This window comes from Stutzerimonas kunmingensis, from assembly GCF_900114065.1.
GTDB lineage: Bacteria > Pseudomonadota > Gammaproteobacteria > Pseudomonadales > Pseudomonadaceae > Stutzerimonas > Stutzerimonas kunmingensis.
This window is the reverse complement of sequence record NZ_FORS01000013.1, coordinates 1-16,154: the sequence shown is the minus strand read 5'-3', so window position 1 is coordinate 16,154 and position 16,154 is coordinate 1. Positions and strand designations below refer to the sequence as shown.

The following is a 16,154-nucleotide window of genomic DNA, read 5'->3' as shown; positions in this document are numbered from 1 at the left end:
ACCTTTTCCCAGGAGACGACGCCATGCGTATGACAACCGCCTCGACCTGCTGCTACTGCGGTGTCGGCTGTGGCGTGCTGATCGAGCACGACGGCGAGCGCATCCTCGATGTGGCCGGCGACCCCAGCCATCCGGCCAACTTCGGCAAGCTGTGCAGCAAGGGCTCGACGTTGCACCTGACCGGCGATCTGGACGCTCGCGCGCTCTACCCCGAGCTGCGTCTGGGCAAGGGCCTGGCGCGCAGCCGTACCGACTGGGACAGTGCCCTGGAGCACGCGGCCAGCGTATTCGCCGAGACCATCCGCGAGCACGGCCCGGACAGCGTCGCCTTCTATGTCTCCGGCCAGCTGCTGACCGAGGACTACTACGCCTTCAACAAACTGGCCCGTGCCCTAGTCGGCACCAACAACCTGGATTCCAACTCGCGGCTGTGCATGTCCTCGGCGGTGGTCGGCTACAAGCGCAGCCTGGGCGCCGACGCCCCACCCTGCAGGTACGAGGACATCGAGCAAGCCGACTGCCTGCTGATCGTCGGCAGCAACATGGCCTATGCGCATCCGGTGCTGTTCCGCCGTCTGGAGGAAGCCAAGGCGAAGCGACCGGAGATGACCATCATCGTCGTCGACCCGCGCCGTACCGACACCAGCGAGCTGGCCGACCTGCACCTGCCGATCCTGCCGGGCACCGATGTCGCGCTGTTCCACGGGCTGCTGCATATCCTCATGTGGGAAGGCTGGATCGACCGCCGCTTCATCGACGCCCATACCGAAGGCTTCGATGCGCTGAAAAGCCTGGTGCGCGACTACACCCCGGCAATGGTCGCCGACCTCTGCGGCATCTCTGTAGATGATCTGCAAACCTGCGCACGGCTGATTGGAAAACCCAGGGCGCGCAGGAGCGTCGCGAGCGAAGGGGCGGCAAGGCAAAAAACGGCGAGGGAGCGGAGTTTACATGCAGTAAATGAGCATCCCGAGCCGGTTTTTAACGCGGCCGCACCGAGTGCAGCAGCTCCTGCGCGTCATGGGGCGCCGAGCTTTCTAAGCCTGTGGTGCATGGGGCTGAATCAGTCCACTGCCGGCAGCGCCAAGAACAGCGCGCTGATCAATTTGCACCTGGCCGCCGGGCAGATCGGCAAGCCGGGCGCCGGGCCTTTCTCGCTCACCGGCCAACCGAACGCTATGGGCGGTCGTGAGACCGGCAGCCTGTCCAATCTGCTGCCCGGTCACCGCGAAGCGGCCAACGCCGAACACCGTGCCGAAGTCGCGGACTACTGGGGCGTCGAGCAGCTGCCAAAACAGCCTGGCCTGTCCGCCATCGAGCTGTTCGAGGCGGTGCGCGCCGGCAAGATCAAGGCGCTGTGGATCGCCTGCACTAACCCGGCTCAGTCGCTGCCGGACCAGCAGAAAGTCCATGAGGGCTTGGCCGCCTGCCCCTTCGTCGTGGTGCAGGAAGCCTTCTTCACCACCGAAACCTGCCGCCACGCCGACCTTCTGCTGCCGGCCGCGAGCTGGGGCGAGAAGGAAGGCACCGTGACCAACTCCGAGCGTCGTATCAGCCACGTGCGCCGCGCCGTGCCGGCCCCAGGCGAAGCCCGTGCGGACTGGGCGATCACCTGCGATTTCGCCCGACGCCTGGAACGTCACCTGCGCCCCGGCCAGCCGAGCCTGTTCACTTTCGAGAATGCCGAAGCGCTGTTCGAGGAGTACAAGCCGCTCACCGCCGCCCGCGATCTGGACTACAGCGGCCTGAGCTACGCACTGATCGATACCCTCGGTCCGCAGCAATGGCCGTTTCCGCCAGGCAGCGAACAAGGCACCGCGCGGCTTTATGATGACGGTGTGTTTCCCACTGCCAATGGCCGCGCCCGTTTCATCGCCGAGCACTACCAGGCGCCGAAGGAAAAGCGCGAGGCGCGCTATCCGCTCACGCTCAATACCGGCCGGCTGCGCGACCAGTGGCACGGCATGAGCCGCACTGGCACCGCGGCGCGGCTGTTCGGCCATGTCGAAGAAGCGTTGCTCGGAATGAACGCTGATGACATGCGCCGCCGGCGTCTGCTGGACGGCCAGCTGGTGAAGGTGAAGAGCCGTCGCGGCAGCCTGATCCTCCCGGTACAGAAGGACGACAGCCTGCGTGCCGGCCAGACCTTCCTGCCGATGCACTGGGGCGATCGCTTTCTCAAGGGGCTGGGCAGCAACGTACTGACCCTGGCCAGCGTCGATCCGCTGTCGAAACAGCCGGAACTCAAGCACGCCGGCATCGAAGTCGAACAGGTCGAATTGCCCTGGCAGTTCTTCGCGCTGGTTGAGGGCGATGTGCAGCGACGCTTCGAGGCGCTGCGGCCATTGTTCGAAACCTTCGACTACGCCAGTTTCAGCCTCGGCGGGCGCGAACGCTCGGCGTTGCTGATCCGCGCCGCCCGGAATGCGGCGCCAACGGCTGCCGAGCTGGACGCCATCGACAGCCTGCTCGGCCTCGACGAAGGCCCGGTGCTGGCCTATGACGACCCGCGTCGCGCGGTCGGCAAGCGCGTACGCATCGAGGACGGTCGCATCGTCGCCCTGCGCCTGGCCGGCGAAACCGCCGCCCGGCAGTGGCTGCGCGGACTCTGGGAAAGCGGCAGTGCCGACGCCGAGTTGCGTCGCTGGCTGCTGGCTCCACTCAGCGCGCCACCTGGCGGCGCGACCATCAGCAACGACCGTACTCTGTGCAACTGCATGAATGTCAGCCAGAGCAAGGTCCGTGCAGGCATCGAGCGCGGTCTCGATCTGACCGGCCTCAAGCAGGAGCTCGGCTGCGGCACCAGCTGTGGCTCCTGCGTACCCGAAATCAAGCGTTTGCTGGCCAGCCAGCCGGAACGCGCACTTTCCTGATACCAACCAAGACGAGGATTTCCCCATGAGCGCAAAAGTCTGGCTGGTAGGCGCCGGCCCTGGCGATCCGGAACTGCTGACCCTCAAGGCCGTGCGCGCGCTGGGTGAAGCGCAGGTGGTGATGATCGATGATCTCGTTAACTCCGCCGTGCTCGAACACTGCCCCAACGCACGCATCATCCCCGTGGGCAAGCGCGGCGGCTGCCGCTCCACGCCGCAAGCCTTCATCCACCGTCTGATGCTGCGTTACGCCCGCCAGGGCAAGTGCGTGGTGCGCCTCAAGGGTGGCGATCCGTGCATCTTCGGCCGCGGTGGCGAAGAAGCCGAATGGCTGTCGGCACGGGGCATCGAGGTCGAGCTGGTCAATGGCATCACCGCCGGTCTGGCCGGTGCCACCCAGAGCGGGATCTCGCTGACCCAGCGCGGCGTGGCCCGCGGCGTCACGCTGGTCACGGCGCACACGCTCGACGACAGCAGTCCGGAATGGCAGGCGCTGGCCAAAAGCGGCACCACGCTGGTGGTGTACATGGGTGTGAGCAAGCTGGAACAGGTGCAGGCCGGGCTGTTGGAGGGCGGACTTTCCGCCGGTACACCAGTGGCGATGATCGAGAACGCTTCACTGCCGCAGCAACGCGAATGCCGTTCGTGCCTCGGCGGCATGTGCCGCGATGCCTTGGCCTTCAAGCTGAAGAGCCCGGCGATCCTGGTGATCGGCGAAGTGGCCGCGCAGGCCGTTATACAGGTGCAGGGCATGACAGCATGACCTAGGGCGGGCTACGTTCCCAGATAGTCGAAGGCGACACTGATGCTCAGCATGTCTGGACTGGCTTCGGTCCAACATGCAGCCGGTAGTGATGATAGCAATATGATGGTAGATTCCGCGCCCCAACACATATGCTTGGAGCCGACAGAATGAAAACTTCCGCCTATCTCGCCGCCTTAGTTGCATCAATGCTGCTTTCAGGCTGTGTGGTACAGAGCACATACAGCAAGACCGTGACGGTCACCAAAGACCCTAGCGGTAAAGTTCTAAACATCGTCGAAACCGAAACCGTAGTACAGCCTGCCCAGGGCTATCCGCTCGAACTGAAATTGATTGACGGGGTTCAGCCTTAACCAAAGCGCTTGCAACAAAAAACCCCGCAGAGCGGGGTTTTTTGTTGCAAGCGCTTTGGCCTTGTCACGCTTTCTGACGCAGCTTCTCCGGTTTGATCAGGAAGCGTGCCAGGGCCGGCAGCAGCCAGATCGCGCCGACCATGTTCCAGAGGAACATGAAGGTCAGCATCAGACCCATGTCGGCCTGGAACTTGATCGCCGAGAACACCCAGGTCACCACACCAATCGCCAAGCAGACACCGGTGAAGATCACCGCCTTGCCGGTGGATTTCAGGGTCTGGTAGTAGGCTTCCTGCAGGGTCATGCCCTGGCGCAGGAACGACTCCAGACGGCTGTAGATGTAGATGCCGTAGTCCACACCGATACCCACGCCCAGTGCGATCACGGGCAGCGTCGCCACCTTCACCCCGATGCCCATGAAGGCCATCAGCGCGTTACCGAGGATCGATGTCAGCACCAGCGGCAGGATCACGCAGAGCGTGGCCGCCAGCGAACGGAAGGTCAGCAGGCACATGATGCTCACGGCCAGGTAGACGGCGATCAGCATGGTCGTTTCCGACGCCGCGATGACCTCGTTGGTGGCCGCTTCGATACCGGCGTTACCTGCCGCCAGCACGAACTCCAGTCCTTCGCGGTTGTTCTCCTCGGCAAACTCCTTCGCCGCGGCGACGACGTGTTCCAGCGTCTCGGCCTTATGGTCGTTGAGGAACACCAGTACCGGTGCCAGCGAGCAGTCGCTGTTGTACATACCTTCGGCACGGGCGATGGAGTTGTTCAGCACATGCTGGTTACGCGAAAGCGTTTCCCATTTCAGGCTGCCCTCGTTCATGCCCTTGATGCCCTGGCGCGCCACCGACACCATCGACACCGCCGACTGCACGCCCTCGGTGTTCTGCATCTTCCACATCAGCTCGTCCATGGCGGCGAGCGTGTCGTAGTGCGAACAGCCTTCCGGCGCGGTCTTGACCATCACCACCAGCACGTCGGAACTGGTCGAGTAGTTGCGGATAACGAAGTCATTGTCCAGGTTGTAGCGCGAATCCGGATGCAGCTCCGGTGCGCCCTGATCGAGGTCGCCGATCTTCAGGTTCTGGCCGTACCAGAGTCCACCCGCCAGTGCGACCACCGCGATAGTGATGGAGATCGGCGCCACCTTCGGACTGGCGAAGTTCGACAGCGCACGCCAGAACGGATGATCGCGCGAGGCTTCTTCGCGGGCCTGCTTGATCGCCCGCTGACTGATGCCCATATAGGAAATCGCAACCGGCAGCAGAATCAGGTTGGTCAGGATGATCACCGCCACGCCCAGCGAAGCACCGATGGCCAGCTCGCGGATCACGCCGATATCGATCAGCAGCAGGGTAACGAAACCCACCGCATCCGATAGCAACGCCACCATGCCGGGGATGAACAGCTGACGGAATGCCATGCGCGCCGCCGTCACCGGGTCTTCGGTATAGCCGGAGGCCATGGCGATGCCGTTGATCTTCTGTACGCCGTGGGAGATACCAATGGCAAACACCAGGAATGGCACCAGCATCGAGTACGGATCGAGCCCGAAGCCCAGGGTGTGCAACAGGCCGAGCTGCCAGGTCACGGCGATCAGCGTGGTGATCAACACCGCGATGGTGCTCTTCAGGCAACGGGTGAACCACAGCAGCAGGACGAAGGTGATACCGATGGCGACGATGAAGAACAACGCCACACCGACCAGCCCGTCGATCAGGTCACCGACCTTCTTGGCGAAGCCGATGATGTGAATCTCCACATTCGGGTTCTGCGTCTCGTACTTGTCGCGAATCTTCTCTTCCAGCTCGTGGGAGAACTTCTGGTAGTCCAGCTTGATCTGCTTGCTGCGATCTTCCGGATCCGAGTAGGACTCCATCAGCGGCACGTCGATGATGCTGGACTTGAAGTCATTGGCGACCAGACGCCCGACCTGACCGGACTTGAGAATGTTGCTGCGAAGGTCATCGAGACTTTCCGGCGACCCGTCATAGGTCTGCGGAATGACCTCACCGCCGGCGAAGCCTTGCTCTGTCACCTCGGTCCAGCGAACGCTGGGACTCCATAGCGACTTCATGTTGGAGCGATCGACACCTTGGATATAGAACACTTCGTCATGAATCTGCCGCAGCGTTTCCATGTAGTCCTTGGCGAAGATGTCACCATCTTTTGCTGCCACGGAGATCCGCACCGTGTTGCCGAGGTTGGCCAGATCATTCTGGTGCTCGAGCATCTTCTGGATATACGGATGCCCCAGCGGAATCATCTTCTCGAAGCTGGTCTGCGGCCGAACCTGGGCCGCCTGATAGAAGAGAAATGCGCTGATCAGCAGGCAGAGTACGACGACTGCCGGCCGGTTGTTGAAGATCAGGCGCTCGAGGAACGACGCCGGCTTCTGGTGGTGCTTGGTCATGCAGACTCTCCCGGCTTTATTGTTGTGTGGCCAGATCCGCGCCCGATGGCGAGGCGATGCGAACACCACCCTGCCCTACCAGGATCAGGTTGCCTTGGGAATCGGAGGTGACACCCGACAGCGAACGGCGGTCGGGGCGATTGAACAGCTTGAAGCTACGGCCCTGATCGTCGCTGGTGAGTACCGCGCCGCCGTGACCGACCACCACGATGCGCCCGTCGCGCAGCAGATTGCCGTCGGCCAGCCCGGACTCCAGCACATTGCCATTACCGTTGCTGAGCTCGATGCCTTCCCAGTTGTCGCCGAAATCGACGGAACGGAACAGGTGGCCGCGCAGACCGAAGGCAACCACAACCCCCGGCTCCGAACCACTGACCACCCCGAAGAACGAACCCTGATACGGCGACTCGACGCGCTCCCAGGTTTCGCCGAGATCGGAGGAGCGGAACATGCCGCCCAGTTCGCCGACGACGAACAGGCCCGAGCCCTGGATATGGGCGATGGCGTTCAGGTGATAGCCGTCCTCGTTGTCGAGGCGCTCACTGATGTCCTCCCAGCTCTGACCGCCATCGATGGTTTCGAGCAGCGCACCGTAGGCGCCCACCGCGATGCCGTGCTGGGTGTCTTCGAACCAGACGTCCAGCAAGGGAGCCTCGCGCTCGCGATCCTCATACTGCACCGTCCAGCTCTCACCGCCGTCGGCTGTAGCCAGGATCAACGCGTCATGGCCAACCGCCCAGCCGTGCTTGTCGTCGACGAAGTCGATGGCCGTCAGCAGCTGACGCGTCGGGACCTTGGCCTGCATCCAGCTGGCGCCACCATCGTCGGAATAGAGAATGTGGCCTCGATCGCCCGCCGCAACGAGGCGTTCGCCGGCCTGGGTGATATCGAGCAGAAGATTGGATACCGCCTTGGCCGACTCGATCGAGTAGCGGGCCTGGCCATCGGTAGCGGCGTGGGCGGGTGCCGATGCTGCGAGCAGCAGGAGTGAGAAGGCGCCGCACAGCGAAAGCATGCCGGCAACCGATGAGTGAAGACGCGACGCCCTCGCCTGGCATGGAACCACGGCGCGGCCGGATAGTGTGCGCCGCTGAACGGGCTCACTCATACATACCCCCTTTATTCTTATTAGGTAAGGCCTGTAATGCAGGCTCGGCCATCCTAGCCAGCTTCCACAGACAGGCACAATTGGCCGGACGTTATGAATTGTTAACTCTCACGCAATGATTGACGCGTGATCACTCAGGCTGATTGGGCCAGTGGCCAGTATGTGCCGACCGCCTCTTTCGATCCCGCAGTGACGATCCGACGCGAGGCGCCAGAGGATGGTCACGATACGCAGGAAGGTTGTTTGCCGTGGATAGTGCCTGGGAACGGGCCCTCGTAAAAGAAAGGCCGATCGCATTGCACGATCGGCCTTGTCGAGTCAGGCGAGGCTCTTGCTCACCACTTCGTAGACATCGCTGGACAGCTCTCCGGACGCCAGGATGCGCTCCAGCTCGGCCCTCATCAGCGCCTGCCGGGCGCTGTCGTACTTGCGCCAGCGGGTCAGCGGTGCCAGCAGGCGCGAGGCGATCTGCGGGTTCAGCGCGTTGAGGGTGATCACCTGGTCGGCGAGGAAGCGGTAGCCGGCGCCATCGGCGCGGTGGAAGTTGACCAGGTTCTGGTTGGCGAAGGCACCGATCAGCGCACGCACCTTGTTCGGGTTCTTCAGGGTGAACGCCGGGTGCTGCATCAGCGTCTGCACCCGTTCCAGCCCGCCGGGCAACGGGTTGCCGGCCTGAACACTGAACCACTGGTCCATTACCAGCGGGTTGTCCTTGAAGTGCTCGGCGAAGGCCTGCAGCGCCTTGTCGCGCTCAGCCTCGAACGGCGAGTTGACCAGCACGGCCAGTGCGGTCAAGCGCTCGGTCATGTTGTCGGCCTGCTCGAACTGTTCCAGGCAGGCTTCCACGACTTCGGCTTTTTCGCTCAGCATCAGATACGACAATGCGATGTTCTGCAGGGCGCGACGGGCGAAATGTTCGGCCGAGGCGACATAGGGCGTGCTGCGCGAGGTTTGGCGATTGGCCTGGTAGCGCTGCCACAGCGGCTCGAACAACGCGTCGGCGATGCGCTTGCGGGCGAACTCGCGTGCCGTATGGATGGCATCCACGTCCGCCACTTCGCTGATTTCGGTCAGATAGGCCTCGCCCGGCAGCGAGAGCATCTCGGCGACCATGGCTGCATCGAGCGTCTCGTTTTGCAACAGGCTGCGTAGCGCCTCGACCAGGCGCTCATCCATCACCAACGCTTCCCCACGCTGATGCTGACCGATCAGCTCCTGCAGCACCTGCACCGACAGCTGCTGACCCGCTTCCCAGCGATTAAAGCCGTCGGAATCGTGCTGCATCAGAAACATCAGCTGGTCGCGGTCGTACGGGTAATCCAGCTTTACCGGCGCGGAGAAGCCGCGCAGCAGCGATGGCTGCGGACGCTCGGCGACGTCGACGAAGGTGAAGCTCTGTTCGGCTTCGGTCACCGCCAGCACGCGGCTGGTTCCGACGGCGGAGGCTTCACCGTCCAGACGCAGCGGCATGTCCGAACCATCGGCGGCGAGCAGGCCCAGCGCCACCGGAATCACGAACGGCTCCTTGGTCGGCTGGCCCGGTGTCCGCGGACAGCTCTGGCGGAAGGTCAGGCGGTAGGTCTTCGCTGCCTCGTCGTATTGCTCGCTGACGGCCAGGCGCGGTGTACCGGACTGGCTGTACCAGCGTTTGAACTGGGACAGGTCCGCACCGTTGGCGTCTTCCATCGCCTTGACGAAATCGTCGACCGTCACGGCCTGGCCGTCATGGCGCTCGAAATAGAGGTCGCTGCCCTTGCGGAAGCCCTCGTCGCCCAGCAGCGTCTGGATCATGCGCACCACTTCGGCGCCCTTCTCGTAGACGGTCAGGGTGTAGAAGTTGGAAATCTCGATAAAGGATTCCGGGCGCACAGAATGGGCCATGGGGCCGGCGTCCTCGGCGAACTGATGGGTGCGCAGGTAGGCGACGTCCTCGATGCGCTTGACCGTCGCCGAGTTCATGTCGGCGCTGAACTGCGAATCGCGGAAGACGGTGAAGCCTTCCTTGAGCGACAGCTGGAACCAGTCGCGGCAGGTCACGCGATTGCCCGACCAGTTGTGGAAATATTCGTGGGCGACGATCGCTTCGACGCGCTGGTGCGCGGCGTCGGTGGCGGTTTCGGCGCGGGCCAGCACTGCGCTGGAGTTGAAGATGTTGAGGCCCTTGTTCTCCATGGCGCCCATGTTGAAGTCGTTCACCGCGACGATCATGAAGATGTCCAGGTCGTACTCGCGACCGTAGGCCTCTTCATCCCACTTCATCGACTTCTTTAGGCTGTCCATGGCGTGCTGGCACTTGTCGACGTTCTCTGGCTCGACGTAGATCCGCAGCGCCACGTTGCGCCCACTCATAGTGGTGAAGCTGTCCTCGATGGCCCAGAGGTCACCCGCCACCAGGGCGAACAGATAGGCCGGCTTCTTGAACGGGTCTTCCCAGGTCGCCCAGTGGCGGCCGTCTTCCTCGCTGCCGCTGGCAATCGGGTTACCGTTGGAGAGCAGCACCGGATAGGCCTTTTGCTCGGCGCTCACGGTGGTGGTGAACTTGCTCATCACGTCCGGGCGGTCGAGGTAATAAGTGATCTTGCGGAAGCCCTCGGCTTCGCACTGGGTGCAGAACATGCTGCCGGACTTGTACAGCCCTTCCAGCGCGGTGTTGGTTTCCGGATGGATCACCACCGAAGTGTCGATGACGAATCTTTCGCTGTCCGGCTGCAGGGTCAGACAGTCTTCGCTGATCTGGTAGTCGCCCAGGCTCAGCTCGCGGTCATTCAGCGCGATGGCCTGCAGCTCAAGCTCCTGGCCGTGCAGCTCCAGCGGCGGCAGCTTGCCAGCCGGGCGCTCGGGATTGCGGCGCATCACCAACTGGGCGTGCACCAGGGTGCGGTCCTCGTACAGTTCGAAGGTCAGGTGGGTTTCATCAATCAGGTATTCAGGCGCCTGGTAATCCTTCAGATGAATGACTTTCGGTTGTTCGGTACGCATGGAAACCTCGTCGACTGAGCTTCAAGCGGCTAGCTTCAAGCAGGAATTTGGCGATGGACTGCCAGCCCGGAAACCGGGCTGCGGATGAGTTCGAGCTTAGCGTCTGTCGCGACGGACTTGTAGGGTGGAAACGGAGAAGCCTTTTCCACAGGGCTGTTCCAGGCCGCTCATCCTTGAGCCCGCCGGCCGTAAGCGGTGGATAAGCGAAGCGTTATCCACCCTACGCGGTAGCGCTGGCGGCGACCTGATAAGCGGTGAACTTGCGAATGTTGATCACGCCGGTATCGAGAATCAGGTACTGGCCCTTGATGCCCCTGAGCGTACCTTCGACTACGGGCGTCTTCTCCAGATCGAGGCTGACCACCTTGGTCGGATAGGCGTCGACCGGATAGCGAATCTCCAGCACCTCGGCGTCCGCCACCGGCTGGATCGCCTGCAGCCCGTAGCGCTGTTGCAACTCGCGCAACCCATCGGCACAGGCATCGAAGATCTGCTCGCGCATTTCGATCAGGTCGATGGGTTCGGCATCGCCCTTGAGCAGCGCGCGCCAATTGGTGCGATCCGCTACCTGGCTGCGCAGCAGGTCTTCGACCATGCCGGACTGCTGGCGCGTGGCGACGCGCATGATCGGCAGCGCCTGACTGGCGCCCTGATCGAGCCAGCGCGTCGGCAGCTGCGTGGCACGGGTGATCCCGACCTTGATGCCCGACGAGTTGGCCAGGTAGACCACGTGGTCGGTCATGCAGAAGTCCATGCCCCACTGCGGGTCGCGGCAGGTGCCGAAATCGTGGTGGCACTTTTCCGGGCTCATGATGCAGACATCACACTGCGGCAGCTTCTTGAAGCAGGGATAGCAATAACCCTGGCTGAAGCTCTTGTTGGTCTTGCGACCGCAATGGGTGCAGTTGATGGCGCCGAGGTATTCCAGACGCAGGGTCTTGCCGATCAGCGGATTGACCGGCACCAGCTCGTCGTTCAGACGGAAGGAATACTGCGCCGGTGCGCCGAGCTGGATCGACATCTTGCTCAGCGCACCACGTCCCAATTCGAGCATCAGTGGCGGGTTCCCGAAGCGGGAGCGAACAGGCTGGTATCGATGGCCGGCTCAGCCTTCTTGCTCTTGGAAGCACATTCCTGACCGCCCATGAAGCCGGTGCGCTGTTCTTCCGGGAGGTTCTTCATCTCCCAGGCGATCACCGCCTGCATGCAGGTTTCCTTCTGCTCGGGGGTCAGCTTGCGGCCGTCAGCCCATTTGCCGAGTTCAAGCGCCTGTTTGAGGTTCAGGTAGATTTCGGGAGTGATGTTTTCGGCGGTTTGGATAAAGGTCGACATGGCCAGCTCCGAGGGAAACGAGCGGCCATTCTACCGGGCAGCCGTGCTTTAGGGAAAAGCCTCAGCGCTGGCGCCGACGGCGCGCCAGGGTGCCGCCAATCACGCCGGTCACGCAGCCGGCGACCAACCCGCCGACATGAGCGGCATTGGCGATGGCCAGCGCGCCGAAACTGAGCACCTCGATGACGCCGGTGAGGCAGATCACCAGCCACACCAGCATCAGCACCACCACGCCGGGCGGCAGTCGGTAGGCCTCGTTGGGCGCGAGCTTCTGATATAGCCAGCAGTGCCCGAGCAGCCCGTACAGCACGCCGGAGAGCCCACCGAAGATGCCCGGCCCGCCGAACAGGTACTGGGCGAAGTTCGACACCAGACCGAACAGCAGCGTCAGCGCCAGCAGCATCCAGGCGCGCTGAAGGGCTTCGATGCGCCGCCCCAGCTCCCAGAACCACATGCTGTTCATGGCCAGGTGGAGGATGCCGAAGTGCACGAAGATCGGCGTGATCAGTCGCCACCACTGCCCGGCGGCGAGTGTCTGCTCCAGCGAGGCGAAGTAGGCGTATTCACCATCGACCCGGAAGTCGACGAAGTTCAGCCAGCGGATCGTTGCGAAATTCTCACCAAGCAGGGTGATGGCCGCGACGACCAGCGTGATGACCAATATTGCTGCGGTCAGCGGGCTAGCGCGCAGGGCGGCGACGAAACCGCCGCGGCGACGCGGCTGTTCGATGACGACGCTGTCATCGCCATGGGGATGCCGTGAGTACAGGTCACGAACCTGCTCGACGACCTCAACCGGCACGCGCAGCACCTGTTGATCGCCCTCCTCCGACACCCGGCACGGCACCCGCAGACGGCGCAGCAGGGCAATGAAGCCGCTGAGGTCTTCCGACAGCGGCAGGCGCAGCGCTTCACTCACATCGACACTCATGTTCGGAACACCGCGCAGACATCGACCCAGACGAACTTCGCCGGGTCCAGACAGACTTCCTGATCCAGCCGATAGGCCACCAGTTTGCCGTTCTTCACCGCGCTGTAGTCCAGGCAGGCTAGATTGTCGCGCAGCGGCCCCGGCTGGCCACGCCGCCAATAGTGGCCGACGAACAGCAGCGGCTCGTCCGGACCGTAGAGGAACAGGCGATTCTTCTGTTGCGCAGACAGTGGCATGCGCGCCGCATGATCCGGCAGGCCATCGGGCTGGAACACCACGTCACCGTAGGTCTGTGGGTTCTCTTCCCAGAACTTGGTGCGGAAGAAGGTACGCACGAAACCCTCCTCACTGGTCAGCGTCATGCCCTCGGGCAGCGGCATGTCTGTGCCGCGCAGCAGCCGATCCAGCGCCTGGCAGATGAAGGTGCCCGGCAGGCCGGCTTCGCGCAGGATTGCCGGATTGAGGCAGGCGTCGTTGAGAAACGGACGCAGGCGTGCGATCACCCAGCTGTCCCAGCAGGCATGCACCACGCGGAAGCGCTCGGATTCCAAGAACAGTGGCAACTCGTAGAACCATTCGCGGAACGCTCGCCACTCGTCCGGATACCGTTCGAACTGCTCGAACGTCTCGTGCAGCAGGCGGGCGAAGCGCGGCGTGCGGTCACGCACGAACTCCCGGCCGCTGCCCGGCGGTGCCGGCATGTACCAGCCCAGCGCATTGAACTCGTGGTTACCCATGATGCAGTAGGCTTGCCCACGATCGACCATGTCGTAGACCAGATGCAGCGCCTCGCGGATATGCGGGCCGCGGTCGATGATGTCGCCGAGGAAGATCACCTGTCGCCGCGAATGGCGCCAGACCCCGCCCTGCAGGCGGTAGCCCAGCTGATCCAGCAGCCGCGCAAGTGCACGACCGCAGCCATGCACATCACCGATAAGGTCGTAGCCGCGTTCGGGATCAAGCTGCATCAATCGCCCCCGCCGAGGCGACTGCCCCAGCCCAGCTTGGTCCGGCAAACTTCGTAGTAGTTGTGGTCCAGCGGATGGATCAGGTGCAGCTTCTGCGGCTTCTTGCGCACCGTCACGGTATCGCCCGGGGCACAGGTGAAGTGGTTCTGGCCGTCGCAGGACACTTGCGGATAGATCTGCATGTTCGGCGACACCACGATCTTCAGCTCGCTGTTGCCATCGACCACGATCGGACGGCTCGACAGCGTGTGCGGGTACATGGGCACGACGACGATGGCGTCCAATCGCGGATGCATGATCGGCCCGCCCGCCGACAGCGAATAGGCAGTGGAGCCGGTGGGGGTCGCCACGATCAGACCGTCGGCCTTCTGGCTGCAGACGAACTGGCCGTCGATGTACAACTCGAATTCAATCATGCGCGTGGATTTGCCCGGATGCAGCACCACATCATTGAGCGCGTCGCCCTCGCCGATCGGCTCATCGAAGCGTCGCGCCTGGGCCTCCAGCAGAAAGCGATTTTCCAGGGTGTACTGGCCGTTGAGTACTTCGGCGACTTTCTCTTCCAGCTCATCCGGACGGATGTCGGTGAGAAAGCCGAGGCTGCCACGGTTGATGCCGAGTACCGGCACCCGGTGCTTGGCCATCGCCCGGGCGGCGCCCAGCAGGCTGCCGTCGCCGCCAACCACGATCACCAGGTCGCAGGATTCGCCCAGCCGCTGCCGCGACGAGGTCTGCATGCCGTGTCCCGGCAGCACCTCGGCGATGTTCTCTTCAAGAATCACATGCAGATGGCGTTCGACGAGGAATCGCTTCAGCCGGCGGATGGTATCCAGCACCTGGGAGCTACCCAGGCGGCCGATGATGCCGATATTGCGGAATTGCTCCATTGACGTTCCCTGGTGTGGCTGGGCGGATGGTTGCGGGCAGTCGCAGCGCTCGAAAATAACACGCAGCACGCAGGCGACGACGCCGATACGAATCGGCTATTCGCCTGAATTCCAGCACAGGCGTTAGAGCCCCTGCTCGCCGCAGTGTTCAGCGGCAGCGGATTATCAGCGAAACGCCGGACCATCAGCAAACCGACAGCTATGCTGCATTCATGAGCCTGTGCAGTCTTTCCGCCCTCCCCAACCGCCTCCAGCATCCGCAGGTGCGCGATCTCGCCTGGACGATCCTCTCGCCGCCGCTGCTGAACGAAGCACCGCAGTGTCAGCGTCACCCGCTGTCCGCGAGCTGCTGGAACAGCGAGCCGGAGCGACTGGCCAACTGGTTGTGGCAACAGGATGCCGAGCCATCGATTCTCGAAGCCTGGCTGTCGCTGCACCGCATTCGACGACTGGGCCTGTACTACGAGCGGCTGTGGCAATACGCGCTGTCCCACGCACCCGATATCCAGCTGCTCGCCGCCAATCTGCCGATCCGGCAGAACGGCAGCACCCTCGGCGAGCTGGACCTGCTGTTCTGCGATGACCAGGGCGTGCATCACCTGGAGCTGGCCGTGAAGTTCTACCTGGGGCTCGCGCAGGGCGATGGCAGCCGGCACGCGCATTGGCTTGGTCCCGGCAGTCACGATCGACTCGATCTGAAACTCGACCATATGTGCCAGCGACAGCTGCCGCTGTGTACCCAGCCAGCAACGCTGGCGGTGCTCGCTGAACTTACCGGCCGCCCGGTGCAAAGCAGCTTCTGGCTCAGCGGCTATCTATTTCGCCCCTGGCCGCAGGGCTGCACACCGCCACTTGGCGCCAACCCGCACCACCTGCAGGGCAAATGGCTGCGCCAGGCTGACTGGCCGCGATTCCAGGCCGAGAATCCCGACGCAGTCTGGCAACCCATCGCTCGCTCGGCCTGGCTCGCGCCAGCACGTGTTACGCAAGCCGAACTGTGGGCTGCCAACCGGTTCGCCGACTGGCAGGCCGCCAATCCGGCACAGGCGCGGGCGCAGCTGCTGGCGCGGCTCGAACCGGATGCATCGGGCGTCTGGCTGGAGCAGGAACGGCTGTTTCTGGTTGCCGATGATTGGCCCTGCAACGGCGCCGCAGCGCGTCCGCTGTCATCCACCTGACACCGTGAACAGCTAGGGATGCTCTGAAATAGCCGCCCATTTCTGGCTGACTTCAGACTCCGCTGATTTTCAAAGCAGAAGCTGATCAAAAAGCGATCAGCTCGTCTGTCCGCTGTTGTGTTTCAACCGCTGCGAGCACGCCGCAGCGGTTATTCCCTGCATCACAGACGCACCTCTGCTGCGTTCATCATTAAATGTCGGCGAGCCATCCACAGATTCGACAGGGCAAACAGCGTAACCATCTGAGACGTATTCTTCGCCAGCCCCCGGAAGCGCACCTTGGCGTAGCCAAACTGCCGCTTGATCACCCGGAACGGGTGCTCGACCTTCGCGCGCACCTGGGCCTTGGCTTTCTCGATCTTG

Annotated in this window: 13 protein-coding genes; 4 read left to right on the top strand and 9 right to left on the bottom strand. The window is 63.1% G+C overall.

What is annotated here, in order from left to right; genetic code table 11:
- Positions 1–23 precede the first annotated feature (23 nt).
- The 3 genes from BM275_RS20350 to BM275_RS20340 all read left to right on the top strand — a co-directional run bounded on the left by BM275_RS20350 (position 24) and on the right by BM275_RS20340 (position 3,989).
- On the top strand, positions 24–2,873 hold the full coding sequence (locus BM275_RS20350; protein ID WP_090523238.1) for a nitrate reductase: 2,850 nt from the start codon (positions 24–26) through the stop codon (positions 2,871–2,873).
- Between the two features lie 25 nt (positions 2,874–2,898).
- Positions 2,899–3,636 carry a uroporphyrinogen-III C-methyltransferase gene (gene cobA, locus BM275_RS20345; protein ID WP_090523236.1) on the top strand — a complete coding sequence of 246 codons (738 nt, stop codon included), beginning with the start codon at positions 2,899–2,901 and terminating at the stop codon, positions 3,634–3,636.
- Between the two features lie 149 nt (positions 3,637–3,785).
- Positions 3,786–3,989 (top strand): hypothetical protein, encoded by a 204-nt coding sequence (locus BM275_RS20340; RefSeq protein ID WP_090523234.1) that lies wholly within the window; start codon positions 3,786–3,788, stop codon positions 3,987–3,989.
- A 64-nt stretch (positions 3,990–4,053) separates the two neighbouring features.
- On the opposite strand, the gene BM275_RS20335 is transcribed toward BM275_RS20340, so the two are convergent.
- From BM275_RS20335 to BM275_RS20300, 8 genes are all read right to left on the bottom strand, one after another.
- Positions 4,054–6,408, bottom strand: a complete 2,355-nt coding sequence (locus BM275_RS20335; protein ID WP_014820713.1) for an efflux RND transporter permease subunit — start codon at positions 6,406–6,408, stop codon at positions 4,054–4,056.
- A gap of 16 nt (positions 6,409–6,424) precedes the next feature.
- Positions 6,425–7,423 carry a WD40/YVTN/BNR-like repeat-containing protein gene (locus BM275_RS20330; RefSeq protein ID WP_090523232.1) on the bottom strand — a complete coding sequence of 333 codons (999 nt, stop codon included), beginning with the start codon at positions 7,421–7,423 and terminating at the stop codon, positions 6,425–6,427.
- Positions 7,424–7,834: 411 nt separating this feature from the next.
- Positions 7,835–10,495, bottom strand: coding sequence for an aminopeptidase N (gene pepN, locus BM275_RS20325; RefSeq protein ID WP_090523230.1), 2,661 nt, complete (start codon positions 10,493–10,495; stop codon positions 7,835–7,837).
- A gap of 220 nt (positions 10,496–10,715) precedes the next feature.
- Positions 10,716–11,549 carry a DUF2797 domain-containing protein gene (locus BM275_RS20320; RefSeq protein ID WP_014820716.1) on the bottom strand — a complete coding sequence of 278 codons (834 nt, stop codon included), beginning with the start codon at positions 11,547–11,549 and terminating at the stop codon, positions 10,716–10,718.
- Positions 11,549–11,827: a YeaC family protein gene (locus BM275_RS20315; protein WP_003298300.1), complete on the bottom strand. Its 279-nt coding sequence runs from the start codon at positions 11,825–11,827 to the stop codon at positions 11,549–11,551. The genes BM275_RS20320 and BM275_RS20315 overlap by 1 nt, the downstream gene beginning before the upstream one ends.
- Before the next feature lie 61 nt (positions 11,828–11,888).
- Positions 11,889–12,758: a rhomboid family intramembrane serine protease gene (locus BM275_RS20310; RefSeq protein WP_090523228.1), complete on the bottom strand. Its 870-nt coding sequence runs from the start codon at positions 12,756–12,758 to the stop codon at positions 11,889–11,891.
- On the bottom strand, positions 12,755–13,726 hold the full coding sequence (locus BM275_RS20305; protein ID WP_041014341.1) for a metallophosphoesterase: 972 nt from the start codon (positions 13,724–13,726) through the stop codon (positions 12,755–12,757). Before BM275_RS20305 ends, BM275_RS20310 begins: the two co-directional genes overlap by 4 nt.
- Positions 13,726–14,613: an NAD(+) kinase gene (locus tag BM275_RS20300; RefSeq protein WP_003280695.1), complete on the bottom strand. Its 888-nt coding sequence runs from the start codon at positions 14,611–14,613 to the stop codon at positions 13,726–13,728. Before BM275_RS20300 ends, BM275_RS20305 begins: the two co-directional genes overlap by 1 nt.
- A 212-nt stretch (positions 14,614–14,825) precedes the next feature.
- On the opposite strand from BM275_RS20300, the gene BM275_RS20295 reads away from it, so the two are divergent.
- Positions 14,826–15,791 (top strand): DUF1853 family protein, encoded by a 966-nt coding sequence (locus BM275_RS20295; RefSeq protein WP_090523225.1) that lies wholly within the window; start codon positions 14,826–14,828, stop codon positions 15,789–15,791.
- Between the two features lie 161 nt (positions 15,792–15,952).
- Here the strand turns inward: BM275_RS20295 and BM275_RS20290 are convergent.
- Positions 15,953–16,154: transposase (locus tag BM275_RS20290; RefSeq protein WP_139229594.1), on the bottom strand; the 202-nt coding region annotated here is incomplete at its 5' end.